General features: G+C 74.1%; 15 protein-coding genes. 11 read left to right on the forward strand and 4 right to left on the reverse strand.

Annotated elements, in window-relative coordinates; translation table 11 throughout:
* The first annotated feature begins 432 nt into the window (after positions 1-432).
* From ACSLTV_RS29950 to ACSLTV_RS29980, 7 genes are all read left to right on the forward strand, one after another.
* Positions 433-1464, forward strand: a complete 1032-nt coding sequence (locus ACSLTV_RS29950) for a 3-oxoacyl-ACP synthase III family protein (RefSeq protein ID WP_432135253.1) — start codon at positions 433-435, stop codon at positions 1462-1464.
* A complete protein-coding gene (locus tag ACSLTV_RS29955) occupies positions 1461-2201 on the forward strand; it encodes a glycosyltransferase family 2 protein (protein WP_432135252.1) in 741 nt (246 codons plus the stop codon). The genes ACSLTV_RS29950 and ACSLTV_RS29955 overlap by 4 nt, the downstream gene beginning before the upstream one ends.
* Positions 2201-3679, forward strand: coding sequence for a class I adenylate-forming enzyme family protein (locus tag ACSLTV_RS29960; protein ID WP_432158158.1), 1479 nt, complete (start codon positions 2201-2203; stop codon positions 3677-3679). Before ACSLTV_RS29955 ends, ACSLTV_RS29960 begins: the two co-directional genes overlap by 1 nt.
* Positions 3676-4452: a glycosyltransferase family 2 protein gene (locus ACSLTV_RS29965; RefSeq protein ID WP_432135250.1), complete on the forward strand. Its 777-nt coding sequence runs from the start codon at positions 3676-3678 to the stop codon at positions 4450-4452. The genes ACSLTV_RS29960 and ACSLTV_RS29965 overlap by 4 nt, the downstream gene beginning before the upstream one ends.
* Positions 4449-5594, forward strand: coding sequence for a cytochrome P450 (locus ACSLTV_RS29970; RefSeq protein ID WP_432135249.1), 1146 nt, complete (start codon positions 4449-4451; stop codon positions 5592-5594). Before ACSLTV_RS29965 ends, ACSLTV_RS29970 begins: the two co-directional genes overlap by 4 nt.
* Positions 5591-6493 (forward strand): NAD-dependent epimerase/dehydratase family protein, encoded by a 903-nt coding sequence (locus tag ACSLTV_RS29975; protein ID WP_435613221.1) that lies wholly within the window; start codon positions 5591-5593, stop codon positions 6491-6493. Before ACSLTV_RS29970 ends, ACSLTV_RS29975 begins: the two co-directional genes overlap by 4 nt.
* Before the next feature lie 258 nt (positions 6494-6751).
* Entirely contained in the window at positions 6752-7201 is a 450-nt protein-coding gene (locus ACSLTV_RS29980; RefSeq protein ID WP_435613222.1) for a hypothetical protein, read from the forward strand.
* 256 nt (positions 7202-7457) lie between these two features.
* On the opposite strand, the gene glpK is transcribed toward ACSLTV_RS29980, so the two are convergent.
* Together glpK and ACSLTV_RS29990 are read right to left on the reverse strand one after the other, a co-directional pair.
* A complete protein-coding gene (glpK, locus tag ACSLTV_RS29985) occupies positions 7458-8972 on the reverse strand; it encodes a glycerol kinase GlpK (RefSeq protein ID WP_432135246.1) in 1515 nt (504 codons plus the stop codon).
* A 41-nt stretch (positions 8973-9013) separates the two neighbouring features.
* Positions 9014-9781, reverse strand: a complete 768-nt coding sequence (locus ACSLTV_RS29990; protein WP_432135245.1) for an IclR family transcriptional regulator — start codon at positions 9779-9781, stop codon at positions 9014-9016.
* A gap of 146 nt (positions 9782-9927) precedes the next feature.
* Here ACSLTV_RS29990 and ACSLTV_RS29995 point away from each other — a divergent pair, with 146 nt between their 5' ends.
* On the forward strand, positions 9928-10410 hold the full coding sequence (locus tag ACSLTV_RS29995; RefSeq protein ID WP_435613223.1) for an ATP-binding protein: 483 nt from the start codon (positions 9928-9930) through the stop codon (positions 10408-10410).
* Between the two features lie 288 nt (positions 10411-10698).
* On the opposite strand, the gene ACSLTV_RS30000 is transcribed toward ACSLTV_RS29995, so the two are convergent.
* A complete protein-coding gene (locus ACSLTV_RS30000) occupies positions 10699-11622 on the reverse strand; it encodes a dihydrodipicolinate synthase family protein (protein ID WP_432158161.1) in 924 nt (307 codons plus the stop codon).
* A 70-nt stretch (positions 11623-11692) separates the two neighbouring features.
* Between ACSLTV_RS30000 and ACSLTV_RS30005 the strand changes: the two genes are divergently transcribed.
* Positions 11693-12670, forward strand: coding sequence for a LysR family transcriptional regulator (locus tag ACSLTV_RS30005; RefSeq protein ID WP_435613224.1), 978 nt, complete (start codon positions 11693-11695; stop codon positions 12668-12670).
* A gap of 492 nt (positions 12671-13162) precedes the next feature.
* Here ACSLTV_RS30005 and ACSLTV_RS30010 read toward each other — a convergent pair whose 3' ends face one another.
* Entirely contained in the window at positions 13163-15559 is a 2397-nt protein-coding gene (locus ACSLTV_RS30010) for an MMPL family transporter (protein WP_432158163.1), read from the reverse strand.
* Between the two features lie 175 nt (positions 15560-15734).
* On the opposite strand from ACSLTV_RS30010, the gene ACSLTV_RS30015 reads away from it, so the two are divergent.
* Positions 15735-16907: a sensor histidine kinase gene (locus tag ACSLTV_RS30015; RefSeq protein ID WP_432158164.1), complete on the forward strand. Its 1173-nt coding sequence runs from the start codon at positions 15735-15737 to the stop codon at positions 16905-16907.
* Positions 16882-17337, forward strand: a 456-nt coding sequence (locus tag ACSLTV_RS30020) for a response regulator (RefSeq protein WP_435613225.1), incomplete at its 3' end; no start/stop codon positions are given. The genes ACSLTV_RS30015 and ACSLTV_RS30020, both read left to right, overlap by 26 nt.

The following is a 17337-nucleotide window of genomic DNA, read 5'->3' on the forward strand; positions in this document are numbered from 1 at the left end:
CATCGGTCGTTTCAAGTCCCGGTGCGGGCCCGTCGCGTCCCTGCGCGGCCGGACTTGACCTGGTTGGCCACGGGTATAGGGCTTCCGGTGGTTCCACGGCCCAGCCACCGGGCGCCGGCGTCGGGTGGCGCGGCGCGGGCCGGATCGTCCGGATGAGGGTCACGGCCAAGGGAAGCGAGGTGTTCGCCGAAGCCACCGCCGGACTCGCCCGGAAACTCCCGCCGCAGAACCAGACAGCCTGCCCGGCGGACGGCCGCGTGCTCTCCGCACCCGCCGTGGCCGAGGCGTTGACCGGTGGCAGCGCCGGCCGATCTCCCGGTGGCCGCCTGTGCGACGGGGGCGAGCAGAGAGCCGGTGGCCGAGCCGATCACCTAGGGCAGTTGAGTACCAGCGCTCAGGCGGTGGCCCTGATGCGCTCGTAGCGTCCAGCCCATGCACATAGATCACGCTGCCCACGAGCCGGCGCGCCACCGGGTGGGCATCACCGCAGTGGCGTCCAGCCTGCCGGAGCACGAAGTGACGTCCCGGCAGATGCAGGAACGGCTCGCCGCGGCTTCCGGGCTGTCCCTGCCGGCGCGCATGCTCGAACGGGTCACCGGCATCACCTCGCGCCGCACGGCCGCGGAGTCCGAGTACGCCTCGACACTCGCGGTGAGGGCGGCGCGTACGGCGCTGGCGCGGGCCGGGCTCGCCCCCTACGACGTGGACCTGCTGGTGTTCGCCTCCGCCACGCGGGACGTGGCCGAACCGGCGACCGCGCACATCGTCCAGGCCGAACTCGGGTCCCGTGCGCACGCGCTGGACGTGACCAACGCGTGCAACAGCTTCGTCAACGGCATCGACACGGCACGGGCGATGATCCTCGCCGGCCGCGCCCGGCACGCCCTGGTCGTCACCGGGGAGACCCCCAGCCGCGCGGTCCGGCACGATCCGCGCGGCCCCGACCAGCTCCGGGACGGGTTCGCGGGCTACACCTTCGGCGACGCCGGGGCCGCGGTCGTCCTGGAAGCGGTGGACCGGGGCGGCATCCTCGACGTGGACACCGAGACCCACTCCGAGCACTGGCCGGTCGGCGGCATCCTCGGCGGCGGTTCGCGCCATCCCCGAGGGGACGAGCACACGTACTTCCACGGTGACGGCGGCGAACTGCGCGAGGTGTTCGAGAAGGTCGGCACCTCGGTGCTCGACCGGATGCGGCAGCGCACCGGACTGGCGTGGAGCGACTTCCGGCACATCCTGGTGCACCAGGTCACCGTGCCGTACCTGGAGCGGTTCGTGGAACTCACCGGTGTCCCCCGGGACCGGCTCGTCGTCACGGTCCCAGAACTCGGAAACATGGCCAGCGCCACGCTCGGCGTGCAGCTCGACCGCGTCCACGGCCGGCTCCGTCCCGGCGACCGGATCCTGTTCGTGGGCCTGGGCGGCGGCGTGAGCATCATGACGATGGTGTGGGAGAAGGCATGAGGTCCCTGTGGGTGGTGGTGCCCGCACACCAGGAGGCGACCCGGATCGGCGCCACGCTGGACGCGCTCGCGGCCCAGCGCGACCGCGACTTCACCCTCGTCGTCGTGGACAACGCCTCCAGCGACGGCACCGCGGCCGTCGCCCACGACTTCGCCCGCTGGGCGCCCTTCCCCGTCCACGTCCTCAGCGAGCCGGAGAAGGGCGTGGGCTGCGCCGTGGACACCGGCTTCCGGTATGCGATCGAGCACGGCGCGACGCTGCTGGCCCGCACCGACGCCGACTGCCTGCCCCACCCCGGATGGACGGCGGGTGCCCGCAGCGCTCTGCGGCACGGCGCGGGCCTGGCGTGCGGACGGATCGAGGCACGCCGTGACGAGCACGGGCCGGTCGGGCGCGCGGCCTTCCGCACGCTGGTCCGCGTCGCCGCCCTCTTCGGCCGGGTACGCCCGGCCCACCACCGCCGTCACGGCTACCTCGCCCCCTACCGGATGCACGCCGGCAACAACATGGCCGTCACCGCGGCCCTCTACGAGGCGGTCGGCGGGATGCCCCGCCGGCCCTCGCCCACCGACCGGCTCTTCCTGAACCGGGTGCGCCGCCACACCACCGCCGTCGTCCACGCCCGCGACATGGTCGTGGAGAACTCCACCCGCCGGCTGCGCGCCTACGGCCTGGTCGGCACCGCCCGCTGGTACCTCGACAAGGGGCCCGGCCGTCACGGGGAGGACCCACGCTGATGCTCGACACCCTCGCCCACACCCTGCGGCGCCACCCCGGCCGGCCCGCCGTCCTCGGCACCACCCGGACCGGGGCCGTTCGCACCCGGGCCACCAACGGGGAGCTGGCCGACCTCGCGGACCGCTACACCGCCTCCCTCCACACGCGAGGCATCGCACGCGGCGGCACCGTCGGCGTCGCCGTGCGCCCCGGGCCCCGGGCCCTGGCGGTGATGCTGGCCGTGCACCGACTCGGCGCGCGGGCCGCGGTGCTCGACCCGGGAGCGGGGCCGGACGTGCTGCGCACCCGGCTCGCCCTGGCCCGGCCCGACGTCGTCCTCGCCGACGCCACCGCTCAGGCGGCCGCCGGATGGGCCCGGCCGCTCGCCCGCCGCGCCCGCCTGGCCCTGCCGGACCTCGCCGAGCTGGGACCGGTGACCACGGTGGGGCCGCGGCTTCCCGGCTGCGCCCCCGCCCTGGACACCGGCCCGCGGGCCGCACCGCTGCCGCGCCCGGTGGACGAGGACGGCGACGCGGTCATCGTGTTCACCTCGGGCACCACCTCCCGGCCCCGGGCGGTGGTGCACACCCGCTCCTCGCTCGCGGCCGGCATGGCCGCGGTGGCCGGGCTGGTACGGCCCCGGGCCGGGCGTCCCGTACTCGGCGGCACCTTCTTCGTCCTCGTGCCCTCCCTCGCCGGCGGCGCACCGGTGGCACTGCCCGCCCGTTCCCCGCAGGTCCTGTCCCGCCAACTGCGCCGCCTGGCACCCCAGGCCACCTATCTGACCCCGCCGCAGCTGCGCCGGCTGCTCGCCGTGGGCGGCCGGTTCAGCGGGCGGGTGTGGACCGGCTCGGCCCCCGCGAGCGCCGAGCTGCTCAGCCGCGTCAAGCACGCGGGCGCCGACGAGGCGTGGGGCGTCTACGCGCTGACCGAGCTGTTCCCCGCCGCGGCGGTCGAACAGGCCGACAAGGCCGCCTTCACCGCGGAGGGCGACCTGGTCGGCATCCCCTTGCCCGGAGTGGCGGCCAAGACCGACGCCTCCGGGGAGCTGCTGCTGTCCGGTCCCGCCGCGCGCGATCGCTACCTGGGCGAGGAGCCCGACCCGTGGGTCGCCACAGGCGACCGGGCACGCCTCGACAGCGGTCGCATCGTGCTGGAGGGCCGCCGCAAGGACATGGTCCTGCGGCACGCCGAGAACATCTACCCCGGGCTGTACGAGCCGGCGTTGCACGTCCCCGGCGTCGAACTGGCCCTGCTCGTCGGAGTGCCGGCCGACGACGGGGACGAACGGCTGGTCGCCGTCGTCCAGCCGGAGCCCGGAGCGGACCGCGCCGCGCTACGCGCGGCCTTGGCCGGGCCGCTGCGACGCATGGGCTCCGCCCGGCCCGACGCCGTACTGCTCACCGACATCCCGTTGGCCGGCCGCTCCCTCAAGCCCGACCGCGCCGCGACCGCGCGCCTCGCCGCCCGGCGACTGGCCGAACGGGGCCGGGGATGACCGCGCCCGGCGGCACACCGTCACTGTGGGCCGTGGTTCCCGCCTACAACGAGGAAGCCGGCATCGGGGCCACCCTCGCCGCACTCGCCGCCCAGACCGACACGGACTTCACCCTGGTGGTCGTGGACAACGCCTCCACCGACGCGACCTCCCGCGTCGTACGCCGCTTCGCCGTCGGCGCGCCCTTCCCGGTGCGCCTCGTCCACGAGGAGGAACGCGGCACCGGGGCCGCCGCCGACACGGGATTCCGGTACGCCGTCGCACACGGCGCCACGACGCTCGTACGCACGGACGCCGACTGCCTGCCCGCCGCCGACTGGATCGCCGCGGCGCGCCGGGAGTTCGCACAGGGCACCGAGATGGCCTGCGGCCGCAGCCTCCCGCGCCGCGACGAGCGGCCCACGCTCGCCGAGCGGTACCTGCTCCCGGCGGTCGTCCGGGCCACCGCGCTGTACGGGCGCTACCGCGCGGAGCACCGACACCCGCGCTACCGCACGCCCTACGTACTGTGCCACGGTCACAACCTCGCCATCACGGCCGCGCTCTACCTGCGCTGCGGCGGCACGCCCCGCACCCCGCTGGAAGGCCCGCCCGAGGACGTCGTCCTCCTCAACCGGGCCCGCGAGCACAGCGACCGGATCGCACGGGCCGAGCGCATGGTGGTCCACGCCAGCCTGCGCCGCCTACGGGCCTGGGGCGCCCGCCGGACCCTGCTGTGGAGCTGGGACCGCCGCTACCGACCCTCCGACCCGAAACAGGTACACATCAGATGACCCGGCCGCCCCACACCACCACCCGCGCCACCCGCGCCGCCCGGCGCCGCGACCGGCGCGTCTACACTCGATCGCACCCCGTGCTGTTCGCCCTCCTCGCCGCCGTCCGCCGCCGCGCGGTCGCCCGCATCGGCGGCACGGTAGTGGTGCACGGCACCGATCCCTACCGCCAGGCCCTCACCCGGATCCCGCTCGACCGCACCGCCACCGGCACCACCGGCGGCGCGGCCCGCGAACTGTCCACGGGCGGCACACTGTTCGACCAGGAGGGCACCGGCCACCGGGCCACCCGACGCGCCGTCGCCGACGATCTCGGCGTGGCCGGGGTGGAGCGGCTGCGACCGGTGTGGCAGGACGTTCTGCACCGCCGCCTCGCCCCGCTCGCCGAAGGCCGCGACGTCGACCTCGTACCGCTGGCCCGCGAACTGGCCGGAGCCACCGTCCGCGCGCTGCTCGGCACGACCGGCGACCCGGAGGACATCGCCGCTGCCGCCGCCGCGGCGGCATCCACCGCCGTACGCGACCACCTGCCGGGCCCCCGGCCACGAGGCACCGCACGCGCGGCCACCGCGGCCACCGCACGGCTGGAGGCACTGCTCACCCCGGCGCCCGGCGACGCCACGGAGCCGGCCCTGCGGGCCATGCTCGCGGTCGCCGCCGTCAACACCACCGTCGCCGCCCTCCCACGCGCCGCCGCCTGGTGCGCCGACGCGGGACTCTGGGAGCAGGCGGCCGACGACCGGCTGCGCCCCACCCTGGTCGACGAACTGCTGCGGGTGACGGCCCCCTCCCCGCTGCTGCCCCGCGTGGCGGCCGCCGACGCGGAACTGGCCGGCCGCCCGATACGCGCCGGGGACCGCCTCGTCCTCGTCGCACGGCACGCCGCCCGCTCGCACGACCGGCCGCCGGACGCCCGTCACCCGGCACCGCGCACCGTCGCCCAGCTCGTCTTCGGCGCCGGCCCCCACGCCTGTCCCGGCGCGCGCCTGGCCCGCACCCAGCTCGACGACACCCTCGCCGCGCTCGCCCCCCACCGGCCCACGGTCCGGGGCGCCCGCGTGGACCGGGACGCGGCCCTGCCCGGCTGGCACTCCCTCACCGTCCGGGCGGCCGGCGCCCGTCCCACCACGGAGAACCGATGACCACGATCGCCGTCACCGGCGCGAGCGGCTTCTGCGGCTCCCACGTCGCCACCACGGCCGCCGCCCGCGGCGCCGACGTCCTGTGCGTCGGACGCCGACCAGGCCCGGTCGGCCGACACATTCCCTGGGACGCGGCACGCGAGGTGCCCGACCTGTCCGGCGCCGACCTCGTCGTGCACTGCGCGGCGTCCGTCGGCGACCCCGTGCCCGGCTCACCGGCCGAGGACGCCATGCACGCCGTCAACGTCCACGGGACGGCGCGGCTCCTGGAAGCGGCCGCCGGCCGGCCCGTGGTGTGGGTGAGCAGCGCCAGCGTCTACGCACCCGGCACCCGGCGCTCCCGCATCACCGAGGACCATCCGGTACGCGGGCACCTCAACGCCTACGGCCGCACCAAGGCCGCCGGTGAGGCGCTGGCGCTCGCCGCGGACGCCGTGGTGCTGCGGCCGCGGGCGGTCTACGGGGCCGGGGACCCCCACCTGGTGCCCCGGCTGCTGTTCCGCGTCCGACGAGGACTGCTCGTGCTGCCCGGCCCCAGCGTCCGCCTCAGCCTGACCGCCGTCGAGAACCTCGCCGACGCCTGCCTGCTGGCCGCCGACTGGCCGCCGGGCGCTTACAACATCGCCGACCCGGCGCCCTACGACCGCGACGAGGCGATCCGCACGGTGCTACGCGCCCACGGCGTACGGGCCCGCCTCCGCCACATCCCGCTGGGCCTGGCCCGCACCCTGGCGGAAGCCACTCAGAAGCTGGCCCGGCTGAGCCCGCACGCGGAGCCGCCGCTCACCCGCTACGCCGTGGACCAGCTGGCACACTCCGTGGTCCTGGACGTGTCCAAGGCCCTGTCCCGAGGCTGGGCGGCTGCTCGCTCTCTCAAGGACTACGAAACCGCCCTCTGAGCGGGTGAACGCCGGCATGCCCTCCTGCTTGTGTGTCTCCGGGTGAGCGAGGCCGTCGCGTCGGCGGCACACGGGGACTTCACCGACCGGAGCGGCGGGCGCCGCGGACCATGCCGGGCCGACCGGATGTCCACCCAACGAATCTCAGGCGAGGGCAGGTTCGCCGGACGGGCGCAGGGAGCGCCCGCCGGTGGCCGGCTGGAGTGGTACGTCGGACCGCCCGCTGAGCGGAGATCAGGTCACGATACCTTTGGCCGGATGCAGCCACAGCAGTCTCACACCACCCCCGCTCCCGTCTCGTCGGCCTCCCAACGGCCCGTCGGACGCGCCAGGACCGTGATGCTGTCCCTCCTGGCCGGGGTGGTTCTCGGAGCCGCGGGGACGGGCGCCGTGTGGGTACTGAGCGCCGACCCTGCCTCCACCGCCGCCGACGGGACCCCGGCAGCGGACGCGCGTGCCGCTTGTGCGGCACTCGACGGGTTCGACCCGGAGAAGTACGCCGAGAAGGGCCCAGCCGGCGAGATCGCCCTCAACCGCTATGCGGCAGCCGGGACACTGTCCGCGTCAGCCGCGGCGGGCGACCCGAAGTACGAGGAGCTCGCCCGGGCCGTCCGCCGTTCACAGGAGCGCCACGCGCGGGTCTTCGACTTCGACCCGGCGGTGAAGAAGGACCTGGCCAAGGCTCGCCAGATCTGCCGAGACCTCTGACCGGCGCCCGGAGATGGTGGCTGACCACCAGTGGCAGGCACCGGGGCACGATCTGGTCCGACTGCCGAGCGGACGACGTCGACTTCGCGGCACCCCCTGAGGCACGGCTGAGCGTGGACGCGGAGTCTCTTGCCGATCGACTCGGAACGCCGCTGACGGGGCATCAGGAGGACTTCGCGGAAACGGCACGCGCCCACATTCCTCGACGGCTTCTGAGAGGATGCCTACAGCGCGGGCGACGCGCGCCAGGAGGGTTTCACGAGGGTCCGGGGGACCGGATCCACCCGAGGGACCGCTCGACGGCTCGCTTCCAGTTGTCGTATTCCTGTTCCCGCCGTTGCGGGTCCATGGCCGGCAGCCACTGGGCGGCCCGGTGCCAGTTGCGGCGCAGGACCTCCAGATCCGGCCAGTAGGCGGCCGCCAGACCGGCGGCGTAGGCCGCGCCCAGCGAGACCGTCTCGGCCACCAGGGGCCGCACCACGGGAACGTCGAGCACGTCGGCCAGGAACTGCATGAGCAGGTTGTCGGATGTCATGCCTCCATCGACCTTGAGCTGGCTCAGGGCCAGAGCGGAATCGGCGTTCATGGCGTCGACGACTTCCCGCGTCTGCCAGCCGGTGGCCTCCAGTACCGCTCGGGCCAGGTGGCCCGCGGTGATGTACGAGGTGAGGCCGACGATGACACCGCGGGCGTCACTGCGCCAGTGGGGTGCGAACAGACCGGAGAACGCCGGGACGATGTAGCAGCCGCCGTTGTCCTCCACCGTGCGCGCCAGGGTCTCGATCTCGGGGGCACTGTTGATCAGGCCCAGACGGTCCCGGAACCACTGGACCAGTGAGCCGGTGACGGCGATCGGGCCCTCCAGGGCGTAGACGGCTGGTTGATCCCCGATCTTGTAGGCGACGGTGGTGAGCAGTCCGTGCCGGGACCGGACGACGTCGGTACCGGTGTTCATCAGCAGGAAGCTGCCGGTCCCGTAGGTGCACTTCGCCGCGCCGGGCGAGAAGCAGGTCTGGCCGAACAGCGCTGCCTGCTGATCGCCGAGGGCGGCCGTGATCCTCACGCCGGGCAGCAGGGCGCGGGCCTCGCCGTAGTCCTCGGCGGAGGGCCGGATCTCCGGCAGCATCCGGCGCGGGACCCCGAAGAACTCCATCAGCTCGGTGTCCCAGGCCAGCGTCCGCATGTCGATCAGCATGGTGCGGCTGGCGTTGGTCGCGTCGGTGATGTGCAGGCCGCCGTCGGTTCCCCCGGTGAGGTTCCAGATCAGCCAGCTCTCCATCGTGCCGAACAGCACCTCGCCCGCCCGGGCGCGCTGCTCCAGCCCGTCGACGTGGTCGAACAGCCAGCGGATCCGAGGGGCGGAGAAGTAGGTCGAGGGCGGAAGGCAGCAGCGTTCGAGGAAGAAGTCGTCTCCCGGCCGGTTTCTGAGGTCGTCGACCAGCGCGCCGGTGCGGGTGTCCTGCCAGACGATCGCCCTGCCCAGCGGAGTGCCGGTGCGCCGGTCCCAGAGCACGGTCGTCTCTCGCTGGTTGGCGATCCCGACGGCGGCGATCTGCCGGGCGTCCACGCCGACACCGGACAGCGCCTCGGGCACCACGCGCTGAAGGTTGCGCCAGATCTCGACGGCGTCGTGCTCGACCCAGCCCGGACGGGGGAAGTACTGGCGGTGCTCGCGCTGGGCGACCGACACCAGCTGCCCGCGGTGGTCGAACAGGATGCATCGGGTGGAGGTGGTGCCCTGGTCGATGGACATCACATACCGTGCAACCATGATCGGACCTGCCTTCCGATGCGTGGCGAAGCCGCCGGGGCCTACCAGCGGGCCGCGCCCAGGTCTCTGGAGATCGCCCGTGCGGCCTCCCGGAGCAGGGTGATCAGGGCCGGTTGGGGCCGGCCTTTGGTGTCACAGATCCGTTCGACGGGCCCGGACACGCCGATCGCGCCCACCACGAGGCCGCCGTGGGCGCGGATCGGCGCGGCTACTCCTGCGTCACCCATGCTCATTTCCTGCGTCTCGGCTCCCCATCCGAGCTCACGGATCTCGCCGAGTGCCCTGGTCAGGTCTTCCGGGAGGACCAGGGTGTGCCGGGTGTACGCCTGGAGTCCGGCCGTCAGCAGGGGCTCGATCGGCGCGGCCCCGAAGGCCAGCAGGACCTTGCCGAGCGAGGAGGCGTGCAACGGCAGCAGCGCGCCCACGTCCAACGTCTGGAGGGTGTCGTCCGGCCGGAAGACGTGGTGCACGATGAGCACCTTGCCTTCCAGGGGCGTGCCCAGGCGGACGGCCTCCCCGCTGCGGGCGGCCAGGGCGTCGGCCCAGTTGAGGGAGCGCGACCGTAGTTCGTTGACGTCCAGGTAACTGGTGCCCAGGTGGAGCAGAGCGGCCCCGAGCTGGTACTTCCCGGTCGTCGTGTCCTGCTCGACGAAGTCCACGTGCTGCAGGGTGCGCAGGATGCCGTGAGCGGTGCCCTTGGCCAGCCCGAGCGACGACGCCACCTCGCCCAGTGCCAGTCGGCGCGGGCCGGCGGCGAGCAGACGCAGGATCGCCGCTGCCCGTTCTATGGACTGCACAGGGCCGACCATGACTCGATCGTACGACCGGCGAGCCGGTGCGGGGACCGTCGTTCGGTAATGCCGACCCCTGTTCGTTGACCGGTCGCGGCGTGCTCCGTAGCGTTCCCTCACGCCCGGCCTTCTGCTGGCCGGCAGCGCGACCCGGAGGAGGGCACATGACAGTGACGCAGGTCGGCACTGTGTTTCCCGACGAGGAAGCGGCTCCTCGCGGAGAAGCGGCGCCGTGCGAGGTGGGCGAGCGGCAGGCCGTACACGTGTTTCCGCTGCCCCACGTTCACGTGGCCGTCCCGGCCGTCCGGCGACGCGTACGCGCGGTCCTCACCGGCTGGCACCTGCGCGCGGACGTCGTCGACGACGTGCTCCTGCTTGCCTCGGAGCTCCTCACCAACGCGGTCGTCCACGCGCAGCCCCCGGCCACGCTTCGGCTCTCGCGGCTCATGGGGCACGGACGGGCCACCGTACTGCGGGTCGAGGTGACCGACAGGGGGCCCGCGCCCGCGGCCGGACAGTCGGCAGCCGAGCGAGCCCCGGACGAGCAGGGCCGCGGCATCGACATCGTCATGGCGCTGTCGGACCGGTGCGGCGTCCGGGAGCACTTCGGTGGCACCAGCCGGTGGGCGGAAGTGGTCGTGAGCTGACCCGGGGTGTCTGCACGGCGCTCGGAGCGCTCCCGCGACCGGCGGCAGCGCGCGGTGCGTCGCCCCGCTCAGCGGCCCTCCTCGACTCAGGAGGCGACTCGCGGACGAATCCTTCCGGTCCTTCCGGTCCTGCCGATCCTGACGACCGGGTCCTGCTCCAGCTATCGGCTCCCTGCCTGAGTCCTGGCCCTCCTGCGCCGCCGCCGAAGCCGTGAGCGAGCTCGACGCGTCGCGCACGAGAAGGTGCCGTCGTCCATCGGACTCCTCTCCGCGGGCCTCGGGCGAGTGTCAGGCCGCACTCTCCTGGAGGGGCCGGTGGGGACGGGCGACGACCAGGTCCGCCGCCCGTCGGACCGAAGAGGCCGAGGCAGCCAGCAACGGCAGTCGGACGGCCGGGCTGGGAATGCGGCCCTGGGCGTGCAACACCCCCTTGATCACCGTCGGGTTCGGCTCGGCGAAGAGCGCGGCGGACAGCCGGGCCAGCTCGGCTCCCAGCCTGCGGGCCGGTTCGGCTGCGCCGCCACGCCAGAGGTCGATCAGCTGGACGAAGTCAGCGGTGCGGACGTTGGCCGACGCCAGGATGCCGCCGCGGGCGCCCGCTGCGAGCAGCGGCGAGATGACGGCGTCGTCGCCGCCGAGCACCGCGAAGCCGGGCGTCGACGAGCCGAGCAGCTCCATCGCGGCGGCGTCGATCGCACCGGTCGCGTACTTGACCCCGATGACCTGAGGAAGGTCTGCGAGCGCTTTCAGCGTGCCGGTGCCGAGGGGCTGGCCGGTGCGGTACGGGATGTCGTAGACGACCAGGGGCAGGCCCCCGTGTTCGGCAAGTGCCGTGAAGTGCGCCAGTGTTCCCGCCTCACCGGGCCGCGTGTAGGGCGGCGAGGGAACCAGCGCGGCGGCGACGTCGCCGCTCCGAGCGAGCTCTCGCAGGGCCGTGACGGCGGCGGCGGTGTCGTTGGTGCCGACGCCGACGATCAGCGGTGCTCCGTGGGCCCGGCAGGCGGCCGAGCAGATGCGGACCACGGCCTGCCGCTCCTCGGCGGTCAGCGTGGCCGCCTCCGCGGTGGTGCCCAGGGCGACGAGTCCGCGAGCACCGGCCGACAGGGCCTCGTCGGCGAGGCGGGCGAGCGTGTCCGGGGCGAGGCGCAGGTCGTCGGTGAAGGGGGTCACCAAGGGGACGAACAGGCCGGTCAGGGTCGCTTCAGGCTTCATGAGCCCAGCCTGGCGGACCCGAACCAGTAGATCCAGTTCATGCTTCTTCGCTTATGCGTAAGCTCACCTTATGCTCGATGTGCGACGTCTCCACCTGCTGCGCGAACTGGACCGACGCGGCACCATCGCGGCGGTGGCGGAGGCACTGACCTTCACCGCCTCGGCCGTCTCCCAGCAACTGAGCGTGCTTGAGCGCGAGGCGGGCGTGCCCCTGCTGGAGAGGAGCGGCAGACGGGTGGTCCTCACACCCGCGGGCCGCACTCTCGTCGCCCACGCCGACGCCGTTCTCGAACGACTCGAACTGGCGGTCTCCGAGCTGGCCGGGGTCCGCGAGGGCATCGGCGGGCCGCTGCGGATCGGGACGTTCCCCTCCGGTGGGCCCGCGATCGTGCCAACCACGCTGGCCGCGCTGGCCCAGCGGCATCCCGCTCTGGAACCGATGGTGCGGGAGATCGACTCGGCGCGGGTCTCCGACGGCCTGCGCGCCGGCGAACTCGACGTGGCGCTCGTCCACGACTACGACTTCGTGCCCGCGACACCGGACACCACGGTCGACCAGGTGCCCCTGCTGGAGGAGCCGATGTACCTGGCCACCGCCGGCCCCGCCGACAGCGCCTCGCCACCCGGTCCCGCCGCACGCGGCGAGACGCTGGCGGAACTGCTCGGACCGTGGGCAGGGTCCGCATGGATCACGGCCCGGGACGGCACGACCGGTCACGCGATGGCCGTACGCGCCTGTCAGGCGGCCGGCTTCCAGCCGCGCATCCGCCACCAGGTCAACGACTTCCGTACGGTCCTGGCACTGGCCGCCATCGGGCAAGGAGCCGGATTCGTACCGGAGATGGCCACCGTGCACGCCCCGCAGGACGTCGTCCTGACCCGGTTGCCCCTCTTCCGCCGCTCGAAGGTCGCCTTCCGCGCGGGCGGCGGCACGCACCCGGCGATCGCGGCTTTCGTGGACGCGGCACGAACAGCGGTGGGCGCCGCCGAGGACGCCTCCCGGCGGGGGAGGGCGCAAGCCGAGCAACCCATGCGGTCGCGGCAGTAGCCGCCTCCAGGGCAAGGCTCCGTCGGGACCCGTGCGGCACCCGATGACCGTGGGCGTCCGCCGCGGTGTCCGGCAGACGCGGCGGTGCCGTTTGCGGCCGCCGGCGTCGGTGTTCGTCAGCCGGGCCCGGGCGCCGCCGACGCGTCCCGGACCGGGCTCCCGTCCGGACACCGGTGCCCGGCGCAGCCCGTGCGCAGCCGGGGCCGCCCGATCGCCGCCGGGCGGCGAGGCCCGCCGACCAGGCGCCCGCGGAGCGGAACGCGTCGGGAGTGCGCCGCCGCCGCGACCACGACGCCAGGCCGAGGAACGTGCCCGGCGAACGCTCTCCCGCCGGGACGCTCCGCCCTGCGAGGGCCCTGCGGCAGCCGAGCGACAGCCGGGCGACGACGGCCGAGCGACAGCCGGGTGGGGACGTGCGAGGGCCGTGCGATGGACGTCAGTCAGGCGAGGGGTCGGACCGGCCGGCGGTGTCACCACGTCACCTCCGCATGGTCAGGCGTGATCGGCGGATCTCCCGTTCGAGGGCACTCCGGCGGATCGGAGCCGGAACCCGGGCGCACCCGCCACGCCCACGGCCTCGGTCCCGGCCTTGGTCCCGGTCTCGGTGTCGTCGAAGGCCCCGGTGCCGGCCCCGCCCTCGACGCCGGCCGGGGCCCGGGGGAGTACCCGCTCCAGCCACCCCGGCAACCACCAGTTGGCCCGGCCGAGCAGCGTCATCGTGGCAGGCACCAGCACCATGCGGACCACGGTGGCGTCGACGAGGACCGCGGTGGCCAGACCGAGCCCGAACATCTTGGTCGAAGGGTCCTCGGCGACGGCGAAGGACAGGAACACCGCCACCATGATGAGCGCCGCCGACGTGATGACCCGGGCCGTGCCCGAGACGCCCCGGACGATCGCCGCCCCGTTGTCTCCGGTGCGCAGGTACTCCTCGCGCACACGCGACAGGAGGAACACCTCGTAGTCCATCGACAGGCCGAACAGGATGGCGAACAGGAACATCGGGATGAACGACACGATCGGAACAGTCGTCTCCAGCCCGATCAGTGCTCCGCCCCAGCCCCACTGGAACACCGCGACCAGGATGCCGTAGGCCGCGCCGATGCTGAGCAGATTCAGCAGCACCGCCTTGAGCGGTACCAGTACCGACCGGAAGACCAGCAACAGCAGCAGGAAGGACAGTGCCAGCACGGCGCCGACGAACACCGGCAGGCGTTCGCTCGTGCGCCGGCCCACGTCGGACAGGCTCGCCGCGGCGCCGCCCACATGAGCCCGCGCCGGACCGCGACCGACCACCGGCGGCAGAACGTCGGCGCGCAGCCGGGCGACGGTCTCAGCCGTGGTCTCCTCCTGCGGCCCGGTGGTCGGGAAGACCACGAGGGTCGCGACGCCGGTGGCCCGGTCGACCCGCGGCGGTGCCGTCGACGCGATGCCCGGGTCCGCCGAGACCGCCGCCACGAGCCGGTCCAGCATCCCCGTGTCACCGGCGGGGTCCGCCGCGATGACGAGGGGACCGTTGACGCCCGGACCGAACCCCTCGGCAACCAGGTCGTAAGCGCGGCGCTCGGTGCGAGCCCGAGGCAACGACCCGTCGTCGGGCAGCCCCACGCGCAGGCCGATCACCGGCAGCGTCGCGGCCAGCAGCAGCCCGGCCGCACCGGCCGCGTACGGCACGGGATGCCGGTTGACGTGCGCGAGCCAGCGCCGCCAACCGGACGCGGGGATCATGTCCGCCTCGGTGATCCGTCGCCGGGCGAGCCTTCCCCGCCGGATGATCCGTCGCGGCCCCCGGGCGGCGGGGCCGAACCGGCCCACCCGGGCGAGACGCGGGCCCGCGAGGGCCAGGAAAGCCGGCAGCAGCGTCACCGACGCGACCACCATGACCAGGACGACGATCGAGACCGCGACCGCACCCACCGTCAGGAAGGGCACGTTCGCGACCGCCATGCCGAGGATCGACACGACGACGGTGCCGCCGGCGACGACCACGGGCCGCCCGGCCGTGGCCACCGCCCGCCCGGCCGACGCGCGGGGATGGAGCCCGCGCGCGAGGTACTCCCGGTGCCGGGCGAGGACGAACAGGGCGTAGTCGATGCCGACCCCGAGTCCTACCATCGCGCCCAGAACCGGTGCGAAGGTGGGGATCTGTGTCATCCCCGCGAGGACCGTCACCACGGCGCCGCCGACGGTGAGCGCGAGCAGCGCCATACCGATCGGCAGCGCGGCGGCGACGAGCGAACCGAACGCGAGGAACAGGACCGCGGCCGCGGCGAGGAGGCCGATCAGCTCCCCCACGCCGCCGTCGGGATCGGAGAAGACGTAGAAGAGCTCTCCGCCCATCTCGATCCGCAGGGGCAGCTCGGCGCGAAGCCGGTCGCCGAGGTCGACGAGCGCGTCGAGGTCCGCGGCGGACAGCCGGGCCTGGTCCGGGTACTGGAGCCGTATCACAGCGACCCGCCCGTCGGTGGAGACCAGTCCGTCGCGGGCGGCGGCGTCCCTGCCCGAGCCGAGTGCTCCTGCCGGGTCGCCCGAGCCGAGTGCTCCTGCCGGGTCGCTCGTCGCGAGCACGTGCGGCAGCCGTCCAACCTCGGCCTGCAACCGTGCCAGCGCCGCGCGTGCCGCCCCGTCGTCGAAGAACGTCGACTGCGGGCCGACGGGGGTGACGACCACCTGCGCGGTCATCCCGTCCTGACCTGTTCCGGCCCGCTCGATCAACTCCGCCGCCTGCTGGGAGTCGAGTCCCGGAACGGACATCGAGTCGGCGGTCCGCCCTCCGAAGGCGAGCGCGGCGCCGACCGCGAGCGCGGCGGCGAGCAGCCATGCCGCGATCACCCGCCATGGACGGCGAGCGGCACCTGCGCCCACAAGGGACAGGGCTTTCGAGAGCATCGGGTCCTCCTGCCATCTACCGGCCACCTCCGCACGGCAGCCACGCAGAGAGGTTCGCGGCAGCGACGCTCGTGGACATCGGCCGGCAGGCCGCGCGTGCGTCCGCCCGCGGAAGGAGAGGCGTCCCGTCCTTTTGACCGATGCGCGGCGCGGCGCACTCCCTAGGCTGAGGACCGTGCTGCGAGACGATCTGAGTGCGCTGTGGACCGAGCCGCGCCCGCCCGGCGCGCCCGGCAGGGTGTGGCGGGACTGGGCGCTGCTCGCCGTGAGCCTGGGCGGCGTCGTGCTGGAGGCCGCGCTGCGCGAGGACGTCGTGTGGCGGCCTGTGGCCGTCGTATTCACCGTGTGGGTCTGCGTGCTGACCCTGTGGCGCCGGACCCGCCCGCTGGCCGTCGTCGTGCTCGGCTTCGGCGCGATGATGGCACTCCAGACAGCCACCCTGGTGGCTGCCCCGCCCGAACCGGTCGGCCTGTACACCGGCCTCGTCGTGCTCGTGCTCGTGTACGCGCTGCCCCGGTGGGGCTCGGGACGCGAGATCGTGCTGGGGAGCGCGGTGATCCTCGCGACCTTCGCGCTGTCCGTCCTCACGGACCGGACTCCTGCCGTCGAACAGGTCGCGGGCTTCGCCTTCCTGTTCCTGCCCGCGTTGATCGGCGCGTCCGTCCGGTTCCGTGCGGGAGCCCGGCAGCGCCAGCTGGACCGGGTGCGCTCCCGCGAGCGAGAACGGCTCGCCCGGGAACTGCACGACACCGTGGCCCATCACGTGTCGGCCATGGTGATCCGCGCCCAGGCCGGCCGGGTGGTCGCGGCCACGGACTCAGTCGCCGCCGTCGAGGCGCTGCTGGGGGTCGAGGAGGAGGGGGCGCGCACGCTGGAGGAGATGCGGGCCATGGTCGCCGCGCTGCGGGACGGCGGGGGCGGCGCCGAGCTGGCGCCCCCGGCCGGCGTGGCCGACCTGGAGCGCCTGGTGCGAGCCCCCGCCGGCCGCCTCCGGGTCGACCTGCGGCTCGACGGCGAGGTCGACACGCTGCCTCCGGCCGTGGACGCGGCGGTCTACCGCATCGTGCAGGAGTCGGTGACCAACGCCATGCGGCACGCGGTCGACGCGACCGGGATCACCGTCCGGGTCACCGGAGAACGGCACCGGGTCCGGGTGACGGTGCGCGACGACGGCCTGCGAACCGGCCGCGGCCGCGACGGGTACGGTCTTGCCGGGCTGCGTGAGCGCGCCGCCCTGCTGGGCGGCCGGCTGGAGGCCGGCCCGGGCGCCGACCGGGGCTGGAGTGTTCAAGCCGAGCTGCCCCGAGGAAGGACGGACAGCGGTGCCCATCCGGGTTCTCGTCGCTGACGACCAGGCGATCATCCGCAACGGGCTGCGGATCATGCTGAACGCCCAGCCCGGCATCGAGGTGGTCGGCGAGGCCGCCGACGGACAACAGGCGGTGAGCCTGGCCCGACAACTGCGCCCCGATGTCTGCCTCTTCGACATCCGGATGCCCCTGCTCGACGGACTGGAGGCCACTCGCCTGATCGCGGGTCCGGGCGTCGCCGATCCGCTGGTCGTGGTCGTGATCACCACCTTCGACCTCGACGAGTACGTCTACGGAGCTCTGCGTGCGGGGGCCCGCGGGTTCCTTCTCAAGGACACGGGGCCGGAGCTTCTGGCGCAGGCCGTCCGGTCGGCTGCCGACGGCGAGGCGCTCATCGCGCCGAGTGTCACCGTGCGGCTGCTGCAGGCGTTCGTCGACGTACCGGGGGGGGGGGGCGCTGTGCGGAAG

Origin of the sequence: Streptomyces sp. bgisy159 (assembly GCF_965341775.1) — a bacterium.
GTDB lineage: Bacteria > Actinomycetota > Actinomycetes > Streptomycetales > Streptomycetaceae > Streptomyces.

Bases quoted from the DNA above. Each gene is read 5' to 3' on its own strand.
- ACSLTV_RS29950 (WP_432135253.1), top strand. From the start codon at position 433: ATGCACATAGATCACGCTGCCCACGAGCCGGCGCGCCACCGGGTGGGC.
- ACSLTV_RS29955 (WP_432135252.1), top strand. From the start codon at position 1,461: ATGAGGTCCCTGTGGGTGGTGGTGCCCGCACACCAGGAGGCGACCCGG.
- ACSLTV_RS29960 (WP_432158158.1), top strand. From the start codon at position 2,201: ATGCTCGACACCCTCGCCCACACCCTGCGGCGCCACCCCGGCCGGCCC.
- ACSLTV_RS29965 (WP_432135250.1), top strand. From the start codon at position 3,676: ATGACCGCGCCCGGCGGCACACCGTCACTGTGGGCCGTGGTTCCCGCC.
- ACSLTV_RS29970 (WP_432135249.1), top strand. From the start codon at position 4,449: ATGACCCGGCCGCCCCACACCACCACCCGCGCCACCCGCGCCGCCCGG.
- ACSLTV_RS29975 (WP_435613221.1), top strand. From the start codon at position 5,591: ATGACCACGATCGCCGTCACCGGCGCGAGCGGCTTCTGCGGCTCCCAC.
- ACSLTV_RS29980 (WP_435613222.1), top strand. From the start codon at position 6,752: ATGCAGCCACAGCAGTCTCACACCACCCCCGCTCCCGTCTCGTCGGCC.
- glpK (WP_432135246.1), bottom strand. From the start codon at position 8,972: ATGGTTGCACGGTATGTGATGTCCATCGACCAGGGCACCACCTCCACC.
- ACSLTV_RS29990 (WP_432135245.1), bottom strand. From the start codon at position 9,781: ATGGTCGGCCCTGTGCAGTCCATAGAACGGGCAGCGGCGATCCTGCGT.
- ACSLTV_RS29995 (WP_435613223.1), top strand. From the start codon at position 9,928: ATGACAGTGACGCAGGTCGGCACTGTGTTTCCCGACGAGGAAGCGGCT.
- ACSLTV_RS30000 (WP_432158161.1), bottom strand. From the start codon at position 11,622: ATGAAGCCTGAAGCGACCCTGACCGGCCTGTTCGTCCCCTTGGTGACC.
- ACSLTV_RS30005 (WP_435613224.1), top strand. From the start codon at position 11,693: ATGCTCGATGTGCGACGTCTCCACCTGCTGCGCGAACTGGACCGACGC.
- ACSLTV_RS30010 (WP_432158163.1), bottom strand. From the start codon at position 15,559: ATGCTCTCGAAAGCCCTGTCCCTTGTGGGCGCAGGTGCCGCTCGCCGT.